We start from the raw sequence: 14,556 nt of genomic DNA, 5'->3' as shown, positions 1-14,556 counted from the left end.
CAAAACCCTGGGGGCAATCCCCCAGACCCCTTTTTTCTTTCAATAATTCTGGGCCCTGGGGGTACCTGGGCAGTTACAAATTATTTTGCAAAGTCGCGACGGAAAAAAAGTTTCTGTTCGTATCAATGAATAAGGGGCCAATCAAGGCCCGATTCACACGAACAAGGAGATCCGCCATGAACATCAAACGATTTTTCGGGACCTTTGGCACTCTGGCCCTGATCCTTCCGGTCCCTGGGATGTTACAATCAGCCCCGGTCGATCCAAACCCGGTCGCTTGGGCGTGTCCGCGCAATTGCGACATCAATCGCGACAAGACGGTGACACGGGATGAGGTCATCACCATGAGGACACAACGATTCACGATGGCCGATCGCAACGGAGACGGCTATTTGACGATTGATGAACGGTTTGCTTTTCCCCGGTTTGGCCGGGGCATGGGACATGGCCGCATGTGGGCCATCATGGATCGGGATGGAGATGGACGGTTGTCCAAAACGGAATTCGTGGATTTTGTTCCTCCACCCCTTGCCGCGACCATGGGCCAGGGAAACGAAGCAACGGTGGCCTTCGGCGATCCAGGGATGCGTCCCGGATGCCGGCAACCATTCGGTATGCGATAGGTGATGATCCGGATCGATATCGCTTTTCGTTCCATGGATGGGTCCGGGAAAGAGAAACAATTTCCAACCCATCCATGAAATTGAAACCGCAGGGGGCGTCACGATTAGCCACGATAACGGCGTCCACAAGAAAAACGTATGCCCCGGAATAAAAATACCGACGATGACGCACTTCGGGCGGATGCCTTGATCATGACACGGGTGGCGGCCAATGATGCAACCGCCTGGAGACAAGTGGTCGATCGTCAGTTGGGACGGGTATTGTTGTTGGCCAAACGAATGTTGGGCCAACATCAGGAGGCGGAAGAGGTGGCTCAGGAGGCGTTCATTCGGCTGTGGCGACAGTCATCCTGCTGGACCGGGGAAGCACGAATCGGCACCTGGTTGTTCCGTGTTGTCCATAACCTGTGCATCGATCGTCTCCGTGCGTACCAGCGCCGGATGGAGGAGGGTGCATGGATCGACGAAGAGATCGCGTCCCTTCCCGCCCCTTCCAGTGCGTCGCCTTTGGCCCTGTACGAACAGTCGGAGCGCAGAAAAATCCTCGACCAGGCGCTGGCCCTGCTGCCGTTGCGGCAACGGACCGCTCTGGTACTTGTCAACATGTTGGGATTGCATGTCGGCGAAGCGGCGTCGGTCATGCATATCGGCGAGGAGGCCATGGCGTCGCTTCTGGCGCGAGGCCGCGAAGGTCTGCGACAACGACTTGCCCCCTGGCATGACGCATTGGTGGGGAATGGCCATGACGGTCCCTGAGGCGCCCCGGCGGATGAAACGTTTGACCGACCTGGAAATGGATCGGCTGCTTCAGGATATGCCACCGGAAAATCCTTCGGCATCCCTGCGCGCCCGGGTGCTCGAACTGGTGGCGCAACCGCAATCGCAACGCATCTGGTGGTGGCCCTTTGGCCCCTTGTGGCAGCCCGCAACGGTGCTGCTCTGTTCGGCCTTTATCGGTTTTGCCCTGGGGACAACCACTCCCGCGGAACCGCTCGCGGACGATTCCAGGGAAAATATCATGATCCTTGTATTTGGACCGGAGCAGGAGGATTGGCAGTGATCCTCGACCGACAACGCCGGTTACTGATCGTTTTGTTCCTTTCCCTTTTGATCAATTGTTTTCTGGGAGGGTGGCTCGTCGCCACGAATTTCAGAAAGGATACCATGGTGGGGCCAAGGCATCTTCCCGGTGGTCCCATGATGATGGGATACGGCATGCTGCGGATGGAAACAGGGGAAAATCCCAGGGCGATGGCGGTACTTGAACGCAATGAATCCCGGATTCACACCGCTTATGGCGAGGTGCATGCAGCCCAGAAGAAGGTCCGTGACGCATTGACAGGCGAACCATGGGACGCTCCGACACTGACTGCGTCCCTGGGCGAACTGCGGCGGACAACCCATGAATCCCAGGAACTCTTGCATCGAATCCTGGTCGAAACGGCAGCCTTTATGACGCCCCAAGAACGGGAACGATTGGCGGCTCCTCGCGGTCATTCCATGGGGCGCGGAAGGGGTGGAATGAGAAGAGGCGCTGCCTGTTCATCGCGGGCAGAGCGCAGCGAATGACCTATTTCTTGTTGATGTATTGACATCATGTCGATAAAATGGACGACATGGTTTTTGAATGGGACGAGCAAAAACGTGCAATCAACATCCGGAAACATGCACAAATCCCAGACGGATTGGGACCGGTTTGATTCGATGAGCGACGCGGAGATTGATTTTTCCGATTCTCCCGAGCTTACCCTCGAAGCTTTTGCCCGAGGTGTTGTCAGGCAGGGATTGAAGCCGGTCTCCAAGAAAAAAATATTGAGCGTGCGCGTTGATGGGGATGTTTTGGACTGGTTTAAATCCCAGGGAAAAGGTTATCAGACCAGGATCAACGCCGTTTTGAAGGCGTACAGGGACGCTCACGTTAAGTCATTACTGTAATTCCAACAGTAAATTACCGGCTACGATCATCATACAAAGCATACCTTGTATGACAGATAATAGGAAAAGTCCATGCCAGGAACTTCACTCTTAAGTGTGCGCATCAGTGATGACCTGAAAGACGGCCTGTCAAAGTTGGTCGAATCCACTGGAAGGACCCAATCATTCCTGACCAATGAGGCCCTGCGCCAATACCTGGAACAAGAGGCTTGGCAGATTCAGACCATCCAGGAAGCCGTCCAGGAAGTGGAGACCGCTTCCGAGGAGGATTTCATTGAGCATGGAAAGGTAGATGACTGGCTGGCATCCTGGGGTTCCGAGGATGAAGTGGAACTGTCCCGATGAAGTTGGTTTGGTATAAAAGGGCGATTTTGGACTTGGAAAACGTCCGCCAATATATCGACCAGCGCAATTCCAAAGCGGCTGAAGTTGTCGCGACTCGGATAAGGGAATCAGTTGCCAAACTAAAAGAATTTCCGGCCCAAGGAAGGCCGGGTAGAGTACCAGGAACACGGGAACTGGTGATTACCGATGGCCCCTACCTCGTTCCTTACAAAGTCATCGGTAAAAAAGTCATCATTCTTAGAGTTCTTCATACCTCCCGATCTTGGTGACTCATTGGCCCGATCGAACTCCAAACAATTTTTACGGTCTGTAACAATTGGGGCGAACGACGGGACTTGAACCCGCGACAACCGGAATCACAATCCGGGGCTCTACCGACTGAGCTACGTTCGCCATGACCAAGCGGTGAATACCATACCATACCCAAGGGGCGAGAAACAGCTTTTTCAACGATCATCGAAGGACACGGACCTGGCGCGCCCGGCAGGACTCGAACCTGCAACCCACGGCTTAGAAGGCCGTTGCTCTATCCTTTGAGCCACGGGCGCTGGTCAAGCCACCATCGGAAGATGGTCGGGGTGAGAGGATTCGAACCTCCGGCCCTCGGCTCCCAAAGCCGATGCGCTACCAGACTGCGCTACACCCCGGGAAATCCGTTGGAACAGGACGTCCTCCACGACAATTTTTTTACGGATCGCTTCCCCACGCCCTCGCGATTCTCCGCGACCGGCGGCATCCCTGGAAAAAGAAGGGGAAGAATGGGGATCAGGAAGGCCGCATCCATGAAAGATTCATATCCAGCCGCATCACCGTTCTTGATACATCACAGTTTCTTGGGTTGCAACGGCTGTTCTTCTTTTTCGGCATCGGGAGCGATCATCATGATGGAAAAAGTGCCCAGGTGATCCCACAGACCGCCATCGAGCTGATCGTAAACCTTGAAGAACCACAATCCAGGGAAAAACGCCCCCGACAGCCCACCCGCCGCGGTATAGAGTGGCAGGGTATCATCCTTGCGGGCCTGGACCGGGGGAAAGTCCAGATCGGTGACCTTGTCTCCCTTGTGATCGAAAATGTTGACTTTGAAATGGTGTGAGCCGGAACTGGTCAGGACAAGATCGAGAATGAAATATCCCGCCACCCCGCGTGATCGTGGTTGCAGCGATTTGACGACCGAAGTGGGTTGAACCGCGTCGCCCTGTTCCACCATTTTGTCGGAGAAGTAGGCGTTGCTGATGTAGGCAGGTTGGCGCAGGGAGGCTTTTTCGTCGGCAAAACCCGGACTTGTTCCGACGACAAGGGTCAGGAAAAAGGAACACAGCATCAATGAAAAGGTACGCATCAGAGACTCGGATCTCCTTTCCCCTTCTTTGTTGCAGCCATCGTGTCCGGATGCCGGTGTGTGTGCCACACGATCCGCTCCATGGGCAAAACCGGGCCTTCGGTGCAACTACGGACGTAACGCCATTCGTTTTCCCTGTTTTCTTCCTGATATACCGGGACCGCGCATCCGGCGCAACCGCCAAAACCACAGGCCATGGTCCCTTCCAGCGAAACCTCTCCCGGAATATGCCAACGGGCTGCCGTTTGCGCCACCGCCGCCATCATGGCCCAGGGACCACAGACATAGAGAAAAAATCTTGATCCCGAATCAGGGATGCCGGCCAGGATCCGGTCGAGAAGATCACCAACCCGTCCGTGGAAAAAACCATCCCGTTCCTTCAGGGAGGCCAGGCGCGAAACGATACCCTGTTCTTCCTCCCAGGCCAGGGCCACCGGATGGGTGATCGGATCTTCGGGAAATTTCAGGCGTGGCGCGGTTGTGGCCCAGGGAATCGTTTCCGCCTCCACGCCCCATAACAGCAGGGGCCTGTCATTGTTTCCTTGTGACAAGCGTTCCCCGAGAAAACGCAATGGCGCCAATCCCACGCCGCCCGCCACCATCAATGGCGTTCGTCCAGGCGGCGGCGGGGAAAAGGAGGATCCCAGGGGACCCAGGACCCAAACCTTGGTCCCCGAAGGCCACTGTTGCATGAATCGTGTCCCCGTCCCCACGACTTTATAGAACACTGCGACCGTCCCCCCCTCGCGATCGACCGCCATGATGGAAAAGGGACGCGGCAATGTCAGTGATGGATCACAGTCCACCTGGAGAAACCGACCCGGAGTGGCGCGCAAGGCGATTTCCGGGGCTTCCAGGATCAATAGAAAAAAACGATCGCCCAGGGGGCGGTTTTCGCGGACCCGGGCCAGGATGTGACAGGGGGCCAGGGAGGAAATCACTGTCCTTCCTCAAAGACGATCCGACCGCCGACGAGGGTTTTTTTGACCCGTCCCCGCACCCGGCGTCCATGAAAGGGGGTATTGCGGGCGCTGCCGTGCAGTCGATTCGAATCGACCTGCCATCCCTCGTTCAGGTCGAACAGGACCACGTCGGCGGCGAATCCCGGGGTCAGTTCTCCCCTTCGGATCCCCAGAAGACGCGCCGGTTTCCAGGTCATGAGGGAAAGGCACGACGACAAGGTCATGACACCGCCCGAAACCAGCTCCAGACTGACGGGAAGGAGTGTTTCCAAACCGACGACACCATTGGCGGCACAGCAGAATTCCACTTTTTTGCTGTCTTCGTCGTGGGGGGCGTGATCGGTGGCGATGGCGGTGACGGTGCCACGGGCCAATCCTTCCAGGAGGGCGTTTCTGTCGAATTCGCTGCGCAGGGGGGGGGCCATTTTGGCGTAGGTGTCATAGCCGTTGACCGCCTCCTCGGTCAGGGAAAAGTGATGCGGCGCCACTTCGCAGGTGACCGCCAATCCCTTGGCCTGGGCCCCCGCCACCGCTTCGAGGGCGCCGGCGGTGGAAAGATGGGCGACATGGTAGCGTCCTCCCGTCAGTTGCACCAGGCGGATGTCCCGGTCCACCATGATCGATTCCGATTCCGCCGGGATTCCCGGCAATCCGAGGCGGCTGGAGGTGACCCCTTCATTCATGCAGCCACCCGACACAAGGCTTGGATCTTCGGCGTGCTGGATGAGGAGCGCCCCGAAGGCCCGGGCATATTCCAGCGCCCGGCGCATGACCCCGGTATCCGCCACCGTCGCCCCATCATCGGAGAAGGCGACGCATCCTGCTTCGAGCATCAAGCCAAACTCGGTCAGTTCCACCCCCTTGAGCCCTTTGGTGATGGCGCCGATGGGGAAAACGTTGACGAATCCGCCGACTCGCGCCTTTTCCAGGACATGGCCCACCACGCTTGGATCGTCGGTGACCGGACGGGTGTTGGGCATGGCGGCGACCGAAGTCACTCCGCCCGCCGCTGCCGAGAGGGTGCCACTGGCGATGGTTCCCTTGTATTCGTAGCCCGGTTCGCGCAGATGAACATGCATGTCCACCAGGCCCGGGGCCACGACCAGGCCATCGGCGTCGATGATGCGACAGTCTCCGGGGACTTCCGGACGGCCCACCTCCATGATGCGCCCCTCCTGGATCCAGACATCGGCCGTTTCGTCCCGACCATTGGCCGGATCGATCACGCGGCCTCCCTTGATCAACCAGGATGTTTCCGCGGCCATGATTTCAACTCCTCGATCCGGGGGTACACAGGCGGTAGAGGACCGCCATGCGGATGGCCAGACCATTGGCCACCTGTTCCAGGATGACCGAACGCTCCAGATCGTCCGCCACCTCCGAGGCGATCTCCACCCCGCGATTCATCGGTCCGGGATGCATGACGATGGCGGTTTCCGAAGCCAGGGCCAATCGTTTCCGGGTCAGTCCCCAATAGTGGAAATATTCGCGGACGCTCGGAATGTAGGCCTTGGCCATCCGTTCCTGTTGCAGACGGAGCATCATGACGACATTGACCCCTTCGATTCCTTCTTCCATGTGGTGGAAAACCTTGACATTGAACGCCTCTTCCACTTTCGACGGCATCAGGGTCGGCGGTCCGACGAAACGGACCTGGGCGCCCATGGTCGCCAGGCCCTGGGCATTGGAGCGGGCGACCCGGGAATGAAGGATGTCACCGCAGATGGCCACCTTGAGTCCCTGAAAATCCTCGCGGCCCATGATGGGAAGGTGGTCGTGGATGGTGAGGATGTCCAGGAGGGCCTGGGTGGGATGGGCATGGCGTCCGTCACCGGCGTTGATGATGGCGGCGTTGAGATTTCTGGCAAGAAACTCCTGGGCCCCCGATTCGGAATGACGGACCACGACGACGTCGGGATTCATCGCCTGAAGGGTGGCCAAGGTGTCGATCAGGGTTTCCCCTTTCTTGACCGAACTGGAGGCGACGCTCATGTTGATGACGTCCGCCGACATCCTTTTGCCCGCCAGTTCGAAGGAGGTTCGGGTCCGGGTCGAATTTTCGTAGAACAGATTGATGATCGTCTTGCCGCGCAGGGTCGGGACTTTTTTGATGTCGCGGTGGTTGACCTCACGAAACGAAGCGGCGGTATCGAGGATGGAAAGAATTTCTCCCCGTCCGATATCCCGCATGCTGAGCAGGTGTTTTCGATTCCAGAGATTGGCTTTCATCGCGGTTGCCATTCGATTGTTTCCATGAAGTCCTTTTGCAAGACTTGTGTCGGAATCATGACGCTTTGGTAATGTGTTTCAGGACCACCATCCACCCTTCGGGACTTTCGACCAGTTTGACGGTTTCGTTGCGTCCCGCTTCCAGGACCACTCCGGCGAAGTCGGGTTGAATCGGAAGTTGCCGGCATCCCCGATCGACCAGGACCACCAGATCGACCCGTTCGGGACGACCGTAGTCGAAGAGGGCATTGAGTCCCGCCCGGATGGTGCGTCCGGTGAAAAGGACATCGTCGATCAGGATGATCCGTTTGTCGTCGAGATCCATTTCCAGATCGGTCGGGGCGACGACGGGATTGGGACCGACGGTGTCGAGGTCGTCGCGGTAGAAGGAGATGTCGAGGAAGCCCAGGGGAAGGTTGTGGTCGAGGAGGCGGTTGAGCCGTTCGCGAAGCATTCGCGCCACCAACGCGCCCCCGCGGCGTATTCCCACGACCACCCGTTTTTCGGGACGGGCAATCGATTGGGCGAGGCGGTCAGCCAGGGTGTCCAGGGTGACCAAGGTTTCCTGGGGAGACAACACGACGATTGGTTGATCCTTGGACATGAACTCGATCCTTCCCCCCGGATATCCGGCGGATCGTACCGTCCGTTCGAGACGATCGGACCGCCTGAGTGATCATGACAATGAACCGCGTGCCCCATCATACTTCATTCTTTCTTCCCATGGGAATGGCGGAAAAGCAACACCGCCACCCGGCTGTCGCACGGGCAGGACAGTCGATGCAAAGGCGCAACAGTGGGACATATATTAAAAATCATTTAAAAACAATATGATATTAAAATTATCCATTTGTTAAGCAAATCTGGCCCCGGTGTTGCACAATCTCCGGGCAGATGCCCTGGAGGCGCCCTTCGATAACGGAAAATAAAGAATTTTTTCGATTGAAACGAGGAGGGGCCGGTTCTTCGAGGATTGAAGCGGCGTATTTTTTTTCTTGACGGAATCTCGAAGTTCGTTTATAAGGCATCCCATGGGGTTGTTGCGATTCGGCAACAGTGTGGTAAACAGGCCAGACAACGTCCGCAGGACTGCGTGCTGGGGCCTTGCGGGTTGCCGGATCGAGGGGATGGTTTTGGATTACGAAAAGAATAGTCGCTGTCGAGAGTTTTTGTTGATTGCGTTCGGGTTTTTGCACACGGATTTTTCGAGTTAAGGTGGACAGACGAAGTTTCCGGAGACTCCGGGAGCGGGATCTAAAACTAAGGAGAGAAGCATGAAGAAGACATTGATTCTTGGTGCGGCCGCTCTGGCCGCCGCTGCCTGGGCTCCTCTGGCCGACGCCGGTGAAGTCAAACTGGGTGGTTATTACATGGGCCGTTGGCAGATGTATGACGCCAACATGACCGACGAAGTGGCGCCTGCCGATACCGGCGAGCGTTATGTCCATCGTCTGCAACTGAAAGCGGACATGATCGCTTCGGAAAAAAGCCATGCCCACATGGTGGTCCGGGTCCTCGACACAGCCGCGATCGAAGGTGCGGATCTGGGTTCCGCCTCTTCCGACACGGGTGCGGCGGGTGGTGTTGCCGACACCCAGGTTTCCAATGTGGCCAATCTGGCCGATCCCTGGGAAATCCGTCAGATGTGGTTGGAAACCGAAGCCTGGGGCGTCGGGATCAAGTTTGGTGAAATGCCGATCTCCCTCAACGACAAGATCCTTGTCGGGGATGACACCTCCTCCCATGGCGGTCTGCTGCTCTCCAAAACCTTCGGCAACATCACCGCTGTCGTTGGCAACATTCGGATCAACGAGGACGTGAACGCCGGCACCGCCACCAATGACGCCGCCACCAAGGGCGCCGACAGTGACGATGCCAATCTGTGGGCCGCGAGCCTCTTTGGCAAGGTGGGTCTGGCCGACTACAACTTCACCCTGGCCTATGCCGATCTCCAGGAAGCGTCGGACTTCATGGAAGTCCTGGAAACCGTCTGCGGCGCGACCACCTGCACCACCACCGATGCGAGCAACATCTGGGCGGCTCTGACCCTGAGCGGCAAGCTGGGTTATGTCAACGCCGTCGGCACCTTGATCTACGAAGACGGCTATGATCTGTCGCAGGACACCACCGGTTCCAAGATTTCCAACCTGTGGTCCAGTTCCGGCATTCTCGGTGCGTTGCGCTTGAGTGGCGCTACCGGGTTCGGTGAATGGAATGCCTACGGCTTTGTCGCTTCCGAGGATTTCAACAACATCACCAACGATCGTGCGGAGTGGTCTCCGACCTGGGATATGAGTGGACCGGGTGGCATTGATCTTCTCAATACCTTCGCGACGGGCGGTGGCACCAATACTTCCCCCAGCGAAAACATGACCGGCATCGGCGTTGGGCTGAAGGTCAAGGCGGCGGGCTGGACCATCAATCCCAACCTGGACTACGCCGAAGTGACCGAAGCGCAAACGGGCGGTACCTGGGATTCCGCGATCGGTGGCAGCCTGCTCCTCTCGACCCAGATTCAAAAGGACACCACCCTGCTGCTCGAAGCGGCAATGGTGAATCCCGAAGGAATCAACATTACCAACGAGGACAACGCCTACTTCGCTCAGGCGGGCATCAAGATGAACTTCTGATCGGTTTGATTGACATACCGTTTCGCAAGGTATGACCAAAAAGGGGTGGCGAGCGATCGCCGCCCCTTTTCTTGTTTTGGGAAATGATGCTAATATGCAACATGCGCTGATGGATGGAGAGGTCGGTTTTAGCGGCAATCGTCTCCTGGAATCTGGTCTTTGCGTCAAATCTTTTTGGTTTTTGTTTTCATTGAATAGAAAGGCATTTTTTATTGTTTTCACAAAAAAGTCAAAAATAATGCCGTAAAGAACGCCATGATGCCCGAATCGAATGCACTGCTGATGCAACATTGGGCAGCCCCTGTTTTTCATGCGTTTGTGGCAGGATTATGACAGGGTGTGTTTATTTGGCAACATGTGGAGCCACTTGTAAAATTTCAATGAATTCAATCGGTTTTCTTTCATTGATCGTTGCTTTTGATTGTTGGCCTCTGGTTTGCAAGTACCTATGACAGTATGTGTGGCAAGTGTCGATGGTTCCTGGCCGATGTGTGGGAGATGGGTTTGACTTTGGGGCATGATCGGTCGCGTTCCATCCCATTGAGATGTCGTCACCTGTAAATCCCTTGGGATTCAGTGACATTCGATCCGGGATATCCGGAAACAGACTCTTTCGACAAGGAAAAAGCTGATGAAGAAAACGTTGATTCTTGGTTTGGCCGCTGTTGCCGCTGCCTGGATTCCTTCCGCCGACGCCGGTGAAGTCAAACTGGGAGGGGGGTACATGGGCCGGTGGCAGATGTATGATGCCAATATGGTGGATGAAGTGGCCCCGGCGGATCGTGGCGAGGGGTATGTTCATGAACTGATGTTGAACGCCGACATGATCGCCTCGGAAAAAAGCCATGCCCACATGCGCGTCATGGTCCTCGATTCGGCGGTGATCGAAGGGGCCGATCTGGGCTCGGTTTCTTCCGACACGGGCGCTGCGGGTGGCGTGTCCAACACCCAGGTTTCCAACGTCGTCAATCTGGCCGACCCCTGGGAAATCCGGCAAATGTGGTTGGAAACCGAAGCCTGGGGCATTGGCATCAAGTTTGGCGAAATGCCTTTGATGTTGAACGACAGCATCCTGGTGGGTGATGACACTTCCGCCAACGGTGGCTTGTTGCTTTCCAAGACGTTTGGCAACGTGACGGCGGTTTTGGGCAACATTCGCATCAATGAAGACGTGAACGCCGGCACCGCCGCCAATGACGGAGCCACCAAAGGCGCCGACAGTGATGATGCCAACCTGTGGGCCTTGAGCCTCTTTGGCAAGGTGGGTCTGGCTGATTACAACTTTACCCTGGCCTATGCCGACCTTCAGGAAGCTTCCGATTTCATGGAAGTTCTGGAGACTGTCTGTGGCGCGACCACCTGCACCACGACCGATGCGAGCAACATCTGGGCGGCTCTGACCATGAGTGGCAAACTGGGTTATGTCAACGCCGTCGGTACCTTGATCTATGAAGATGGCTACGACCTGTCGCAGGATGCCACCGGTTCCAAGATTTCCAACCTGTGGTCCAGCTCCGGCATTCTTGGTGCTTTGCGGTTGAGCGGAAACCTGAGTTTTGGCGAGTGGAACGCCTACGGCTTTGTCGCCTCCGAGGATTTCAACAACATCACCAACGACAACATGGTGTGGTCGGCGACCTGGGATCAATCCGGACCCAATGGTATCGATCTGCTCAACAACTTTGCCATTGGTGCCGGCACCAACACCTCTCCGAGCGAAAACATGACCGGTATCGGTGTCGGTCTGAAAATCAAGGCGATGGGCTGGACCATCAACCCCATGATCGACTATGCCGAAGTGACCGAGGCCCAGACGGGCGGCACCTGGGATTCGGCGACGGGTGGCAGTCTGCTCCTTTCCACCGACATCCAGAAGGACACCACCTTGTTGTTGGAAGCGGCGGTGGTCAGCCCCGAGGGGATCAATCGGACCGACGAAGATGGTGCTTTCTATGCTCAGGCGGGCATCAAGATGGCCTTCTGAACATTTTTCAAGCGCCAAGGTTGCATCGACAAAAGGGGGTGGCTCTGCGGGGTCACCCCCTTTTTTTTATTGATTTTGCAACGGATGGATAAAAAATTAACGACATCATTGGCGGTTTCGCGGGATTCTGATAAAGTGGAAAAAATTCCGAAACCTTGAACGTGACAGGAAAATCATGAAAGGAACGATTAAAATCATTTTTGTTGCCCTTCTGGCATGGGGTGTGGCGGGTTGCTCGAAGGATGTTTGGACCAGTCGCAACAAGCTGGATGAGCATCCATTGGCCAAATTTGGCCACAAGAAGGAACTTGATGACGCCAAGGAGAGCGGGTCACCCAATTCGGCGCATGAAGCGGGGAGCGAAAGCCTGTTCAGTTTTGGCAGTGAGGAAGGGGGGCTTTTGGGCCGAGGTTCGGGCAAGCGCAAGGAGCAAGTTCGTGCCGACAAATTGTTTGCCGGGGCCTTGGATGTCGCCTTGGGATTGCCGATTCAGGTAGCCAGTCGCGAGGGGGGGTTGGTCAGTACCGATTGGAAGATCGATCCGGAAAACAATAATGATCGGTATCGTCTTAATATTCGTGTGTCGGGCAGGGATCCTTACGGGGAGGTCAAGGTGGCTGTTCTCAAACAATCCTTGAGAAATGGTGTGTGGGAGGATGTTGCCGCCGATCCGACCATGGGAGACCATATTGCCAAGAAGATCAGGAAACTGGCGGAAGAGGCCCGCCCTTAGGGCGGGTCTTGTTATTGAAAGAAAAAAGGGGTCTGGGGGAGGGGGGGTCGTTTTTTATCTCTTCCCGAACATCAATCCATCTTCTTTTCATCCTCCGTTTCTTCCTCATCCGCGTCATCGTCGAAGATGACCTCTGGCGTTTTTTTCGCCGGTTCCGTGCTTTCAAGAATGACCGGTTTGGTTCCCACCGGCTGGACGGGAAGAGGAAGCGTCAGATTGACCATGGCGCGGGTGACCGGTGTTTCCAGGGGGGCGAACTGTCCGTTCTTGTAATCGACGAATGTGCCTGGCCAATCGTTTTCCCGGATGCGACCGATGATTTCGTTGGCCATGGTGGCGGGCGTATGCGCCAGGCAAATGCCGAATCCTGCCCGATCGGAGATGGCGATGGAAAACAGCTTGGTGGCGGAAGTGATTTTGGCCAGGGTGTCTTCCTTGAGATAACCCAGTTCCATCAGAGAACCTTCCGTGCCGGTAATGGTCCGTGGATAGTAATTTTTATCCCGGTAATGCTGAATGCAGGCGCGACTCAGGGTGTAAAACAGACCGACAAGGATGGTGGTTTTGTCGGGAGGGAGTTCCTGGTCCACCAGGCGTTCTCTCATGCGGCGCAGGCGCAACAGAAGCCAGAAGACGATGGCCAGAATCAGCAGAAGGATAAGGATGGCGGTCATGATGACATCGTCGGGGTTCGAGAGGGAAGGTTTGGGATCAGCCGTCTGGAAGGATAGGTCTTTTCGTGGCGCATTTCCAGATGGATTGGGCAAAGGGTCACAAGTAAATCCATCCAGGGACGACCGGGTTGGCGCGAACGGGGCAACTGAAAAACAATCCTTGGCAGAGGACGGCAAAACATGCACAATGGACTTTTTATCGTGTCCGTTCGGGTCGCGGAATGCATGGGCCGAAAAGGACACTCCGGCTTGAGACTCAAGCCGGAAAAAGTGAAAGGTTAACAAATTTTTCCAACAAACTCCCGCGAAAACCGATCTGGAGGTCAAAAAACATGGCTGACGCTACCCTTGACGCCAAAGGATTGAATTGTCCCCTGCCCATTTTGCGCGCCAAAAAATCCTTGAAGGGGATGACGGACGGTCAGATTCTGGCCATCGAAGCAACCGATCCCGGCTCCGCCAAGGACTTCGAGTCCTTCTGTGCCCAAACCGGAAACAAACTGGTCAAGGCCTCCGAAAACAACGGCGTTTTCTATTACGAAATCCAGAAAAACGGATAAGGGAGCGGGATCATGGCCAATCAAAAAAAGCTGGCGATCATCGCGACCAAGGGGACCCTTGATTTCGCCTATCCACCGTTGATCCTTGCCACGACCGCCGCGGCGCTCGACTATGACGTGACCATTTTCTGGACCTTCTATGGACTCCAGGTCGTCAAGAAGGAGCGAGATCTTAAAATTTCTCCCCTTGGCAACCCGGGCATGCCCATGCCGGTCCCCATGCCGGTCCTGGTCCAGATCCTTCCCGGGATGGAGGCCATGGCCACCGTCATGATGAAACAGAAAATGTCGAGCAAAGGGGTGGCGACCATCGACAGCCTGTTGGAAATGGCTCTGGAAGCGGATGTCAAGATGATCGCCTGTCAAATGACGGTCGATTTGTTCGATTTCAAACATTCCGAGTTGATCGACGGCCTGGAGTTTGCCGGTGCTGCCCGGTTCTTCGAAATTGCGCAGGATGCCGATATTACCCTGTTCATCTGATTTTTGACTGCGGGATTCCGGAAAGTGGTTGTCCTCGTTCCGGAATCCTCCTCTCC

Annotated in this window: 18 protein-coding genes and 3 tRNA genes; 12 read left to right on the top strand and 9 right to left on the bottom strand. The window is 56.0% G+C overall.

The features are described from left to right. Window positions 1-176 precede the first annotated feature (176 nt). From HQL76_11605 to HQL76_11575, 7 genes are all read left to right on the top strand, one after another. Complete coding sequence (locus tag HQL76_11605) at window positions 177-623, top strand: EF-hand domain-containing protein (GenBank protein ID MBF0109810.1); 447 nt, start codon at window positions 177-179, stop codon at window positions 621-623. A 138-nt stretch (window positions 624-761) separates the two neighbouring features. After that, a complete protein-coding gene (locus HQL76_11600) occupies window positions 762-1,379 on the top strand; it encodes a sigma-70 family RNA polymerase sigma factor (protein MBF0109809.1) in 618 nt (205 codons plus the stop codon). Continuing rightward, a complete protein-coding gene (locus HQL76_11595) occupies window positions 1,366-1,683 on the top strand; it encodes a hypothetical protein (GenBank protein MBF0109808.1) in 318 nt (105 codons plus the stop codon). The genes HQL76_11600 and HQL76_11595 overlap by 14 nt, the downstream gene beginning before the upstream one ends. Beyond that, the gene (locus HQL76_11590) at window positions 1,680-2,192 is read left to right on the top strand and encodes a periplasmic heavy metal sensor (protein ID MBF0109807.1); all 513 of its coding nucleotides are present in this window, start codon (window positions 1,680-1,682) and stop codon (window positions 2,190-2,192) included. Before HQL76_11595 ends, HQL76_11590 begins: the two co-directional genes overlap by 4 nt. 135 nt (window positions 2,193-2,327) lie before the next feature. Continuing rightward, a complete protein-coding gene (locus HQL76_11585) occupies window positions 2,328-2,558 on the top strand; it encodes a BrnA antitoxin family protein (protein MBF0109806.1) in 231 nt (76 codons plus the stop codon). A 72-nt stretch (window positions 2,559-2,630) separates the two neighbouring features. After that, complete coding sequence (locus HQL76_11580; protein ID MBF0109805.1) at window positions 2,631-2,903, top strand: ribbon-helix-helix protein, CopG family; 273 nt, start codon at window positions 2,631-2,633, stop codon at window positions 2,901-2,903. Further along, window positions 2,900-3,172: a type II toxin-antitoxin system RelE/ParE family toxin gene (locus tag HQL76_11575; protein ID MBF0109804.1), complete on the top strand. Its 273-nt coding sequence runs from the start codon at window positions 2,900-2,902 to the stop codon at window positions 3,170-3,172. The genes HQL76_11580 and HQL76_11575 overlap by 4 nt, the downstream gene beginning before the upstream one ends. A 48-nt stretch (window positions 3,173-3,220) precedes the next feature. Here the strand turns inward: HQL76_11575 and HQL76_11570 are convergent. The 8 genes from HQL76_11570 to pyrR all read right to left on the bottom strand — a co-directional run bounded on the left by HQL76_11570 (window position 3,221) and on the right by pyrR (window position 8,040). Then, window positions 3,221-3,296 (bottom strand) — tRNA-His (locus HQL76_11570). A gap of 79 nt (window positions 3,297-3,375) precedes the next feature. After that, a tRNA-Arg gene (locus tag HQL76_11565) sits at window positions 3,376-3,451 on the bottom strand. Window positions 3,452-3,473: 22 nt separating this feature from the next. Further along, window positions 3,474-3,550, bottom strand: a tRNA-Pro gene (locus tag HQL76_11560). A gap of 176 nt (window positions 3,551-3,726) precedes the next feature. Next, window positions 3,727-4,245 (bottom strand): hypothetical protein, encoded by a 519-nt coding sequence (locus HQL76_11555; protein MBF0109803.1) that lies wholly within the window; start codon window positions 4,243-4,245, stop codon window positions 3,727-3,729. Then, a complete protein-coding gene (locus HQL76_11550; GenBank protein ID MBF0109802.1) occupies window positions 4,245-5,186 on the bottom strand; it encodes a dihydroorotate dehydrogenase electron transfer subunit in 942 nt (313 codons plus the stop codon). The genes HQL76_11555 and HQL76_11550 overlap by 1 nt, the downstream gene beginning before the upstream one ends. Beyond that, a complete protein-coding gene (locus HQL76_11545) occupies window positions 5,183-6,472 on the bottom strand; it encodes a dihydroorotase (GenBank protein ID MBF0109801.1) in 1,290 nt (429 codons plus the stop codon). Before HQL76_11545 ends, HQL76_11550 begins: the two co-directional genes overlap by 4 nt. Before the next feature lie 4 nt (window positions 6,473-6,476). Continuing rightward, window positions 6,477-7,448: an aspartate carbamoyltransferase catalytic subunit gene (locus tag HQL76_11540; protein ID MBF0109800.1), complete on the bottom strand. Its 972-nt coding sequence runs from the start codon at window positions 7,446-7,448 to the stop codon at window positions 6,477-6,479. A 43-nt stretch (window positions 7,449-7,491) separates the two neighbouring features. After that, window positions 7,492-8,040 (bottom strand): bifunctional pyr operon transcriptional regulator/uracil phosphoribosyltransferase PyrR, encoded by a 549-nt coding sequence (gene pyrR, locus HQL76_11535; GenBank protein ID MBF0109799.1) that lies wholly within the window; start codon window positions 8,038-8,040, stop codon window positions 7,492-7,494. 670 nt (window positions 8,041-8,710) lie between these two features. Here pyrR and HQL76_11530 point away from each other — a divergent pair. The 3 genes from HQL76_11530 (at window position 8,711) to HQL76_11520 (ending at window position 12,783) form a co-directional block, all read left to right on the top strand. After that, window positions 8,711-10,066 carry a hypothetical protein gene (locus HQL76_11530; GenBank protein ID MBF0109798.1) on the top strand — a complete coding sequence of 452 codons (1,356 nt, stop codon included), beginning with the start codon at window positions 8,711-8,713 and terminating at the stop codon, window positions 10,064-10,066. 631 nt (window positions 10,067-10,697) lie between these two features. Beyond that, complete coding sequence (locus tag HQL76_11525; GenBank protein MBF0109797.1) at window positions 10,698-12,050, top strand: hypothetical protein; 1,353 nt, start codon at window positions 10,698-10,700, stop codon at window positions 12,048-12,050. A gap of 175 nt (window positions 12,051-12,225) precedes the next feature. Continuing rightward, a complete protein-coding gene (locus HQL76_11520; GenBank protein ID MBF0109796.1) occupies window positions 12,226-12,783 on the top strand; it encodes a DUF3576 domain-containing protein in 558 nt (185 codons plus the stop codon). Between the two features lie 71 nt (window positions 12,784-12,854). Here the strand turns inward: HQL76_11520 and HQL76_11515 are convergent, their stop codons facing one another. After that, window positions 12,855-13,457, bottom strand: a complete 603-nt coding sequence (locus tag HQL76_11515; protein ID MBF0109795.1) for a hypothetical protein — start codon at window positions 13,455-13,457, stop codon at window positions 12,855-12,857. 332 nt (window positions 13,458-13,789) lie between these two features. On the opposite strand from HQL76_11515, the gene HQL76_11510 reads away from it, so the two are divergent. Together HQL76_11510 and HQL76_11505 are read left to right on the top strand one after the other, a co-directional pair. Next, a complete protein-coding gene (locus HQL76_11510; protein ID MBF0109794.1) occupies window positions 13,790-14,017 on the top strand; it encodes a sulfurtransferase TusA family protein in 228 nt (75 codons plus the stop codon). A 12-nt stretch (window positions 14,018-14,029) separates the two neighbouring features. Beyond that, window positions 14,030-14,500 carry a DsrE/DsrF/DrsH-like family protein gene (locus tag HQL76_11505; GenBank protein MBF0109793.1) on the top strand — a complete coding sequence of 157 codons (471 nt, stop codon included), beginning with the start codon at window positions 14,030-14,032 and terminating at the stop codon, window positions 14,498-14,500. The last annotated feature ends 56 nt before the right edge of the window (window positions 14,501-14,556 follow it).

This window comes from Magnetococcales bacterium, assembly GCA_015228815.1.
GTDB lineage: Bacteria > Pseudomonadota > Magnetococcia > Magnetococcales > UBA8363 > UBA8363.
Note: the sequence above shows the minus strand (reverse complement) of the source record. Positions and strands in the feature narration are given on the sequence as shown.

Coding starts and splice junctions, on each gene's coding strand:
- HQL76_11575 (MBF0109804.1), top strand. CDS start 2,900: ATGAAGTTGGTTTGGTATAAAAGGGCGATTTTGGACTTGGAAAACGTC.
- HQL76_11595 (MBF0109808.1), top strand. CDS start 1,366: ATGACGGTCCCTGAGGCGCCCCGGCGGATGAAACGTTTGACCGACCTG.
- HQL76_11505 (MBF0109793.1), top strand. CDS start 14,030: ATGGCCAATCAAAAAAAGCTGGCGATCATCGCGACCAAGGGGACCCTT.
- HQL76_11515 (MBF0109795.1), bottom strand. CDS start 13,457: ATGACCGCCATCCTTATCCTTCTGCTGATTCTGGCCATCGTCTTCTGG.
- HQL76_11520 (MBF0109796.1), top strand. CDS start 12,226: ATGAAAGGAACGATTAAAATCATTTTTGTTGCCCTTCTGGCATGGGGT.
- HQL76_11600 (MBF0109809.1), top strand. CDS start 762: ATGCCCCGGAATAAAAATACCGACGATGACGCACTTCGGGCGGATGCC.
- HQL76_11540 (MBF0109800.1), bottom strand. CDS start 7,448: ATGGCAACCGCGATGAAAGCCAATCTCTGGAATCGAAAACACCTGCTC.
- HQL76_11580 (MBF0109805.1), top strand. CDS start 2,631: ATGCCAGGAACTTCACTCTTAAGTGTGCGCATCAGTGATGACCTGAAA.
- HQL76_11525 (MBF0109797.1), top strand. CDS start 10,698: ATGAAGAAAACGTTGATTCTTGGTTTGGCCGCTGTTGCCGCTGCCTGG.
- HQL76_11605 (MBF0109810.1), top strand. CDS start 177: ATGAACATCAAACGATTTTTCGGGACCTTTGGCACTCTGGCCCTGATC.
- HQL76_11555 (MBF0109803.1), bottom strand. CDS start 4,245: ATGCGTACCTTTTCATTGATGCTGTGTTCCTTTTTCCTGACCCTTGTC.
- pyrR (MBF0109799.1), bottom strand. CDS start 8,040: ATGTCCAAGGATCAACCAATCGTCGTGTTGTCTCCCCAGGAAACCTTG.
- HQL76_11545 (MBF0109801.1), bottom strand. CDS start 6,472: ATGGCCGCGGAAACATCCTGGTTGATCAAGGGAGGCCGCGTGATCGAT.
- HQL76_11510 (MBF0109794.1), top strand. CDS start 13,790: ATGGCTGACGCTACCCTTGACGCCAAAGGATTGAATTGTCCCCTGCCC.
- HQL76_11585 (MBF0109806.1), top strand. CDS start 2,328: ATGAGCGACGCGGAGATTGATTTTTCCGATTCTCCCGAGCTTACCCTC.
- HQL76_11530 (MBF0109798.1), top strand. CDS start 8,711: ATGAAGAAGACATTGATTCTTGGTGCGGCCGCTCTGGCCGCCGCTGCC.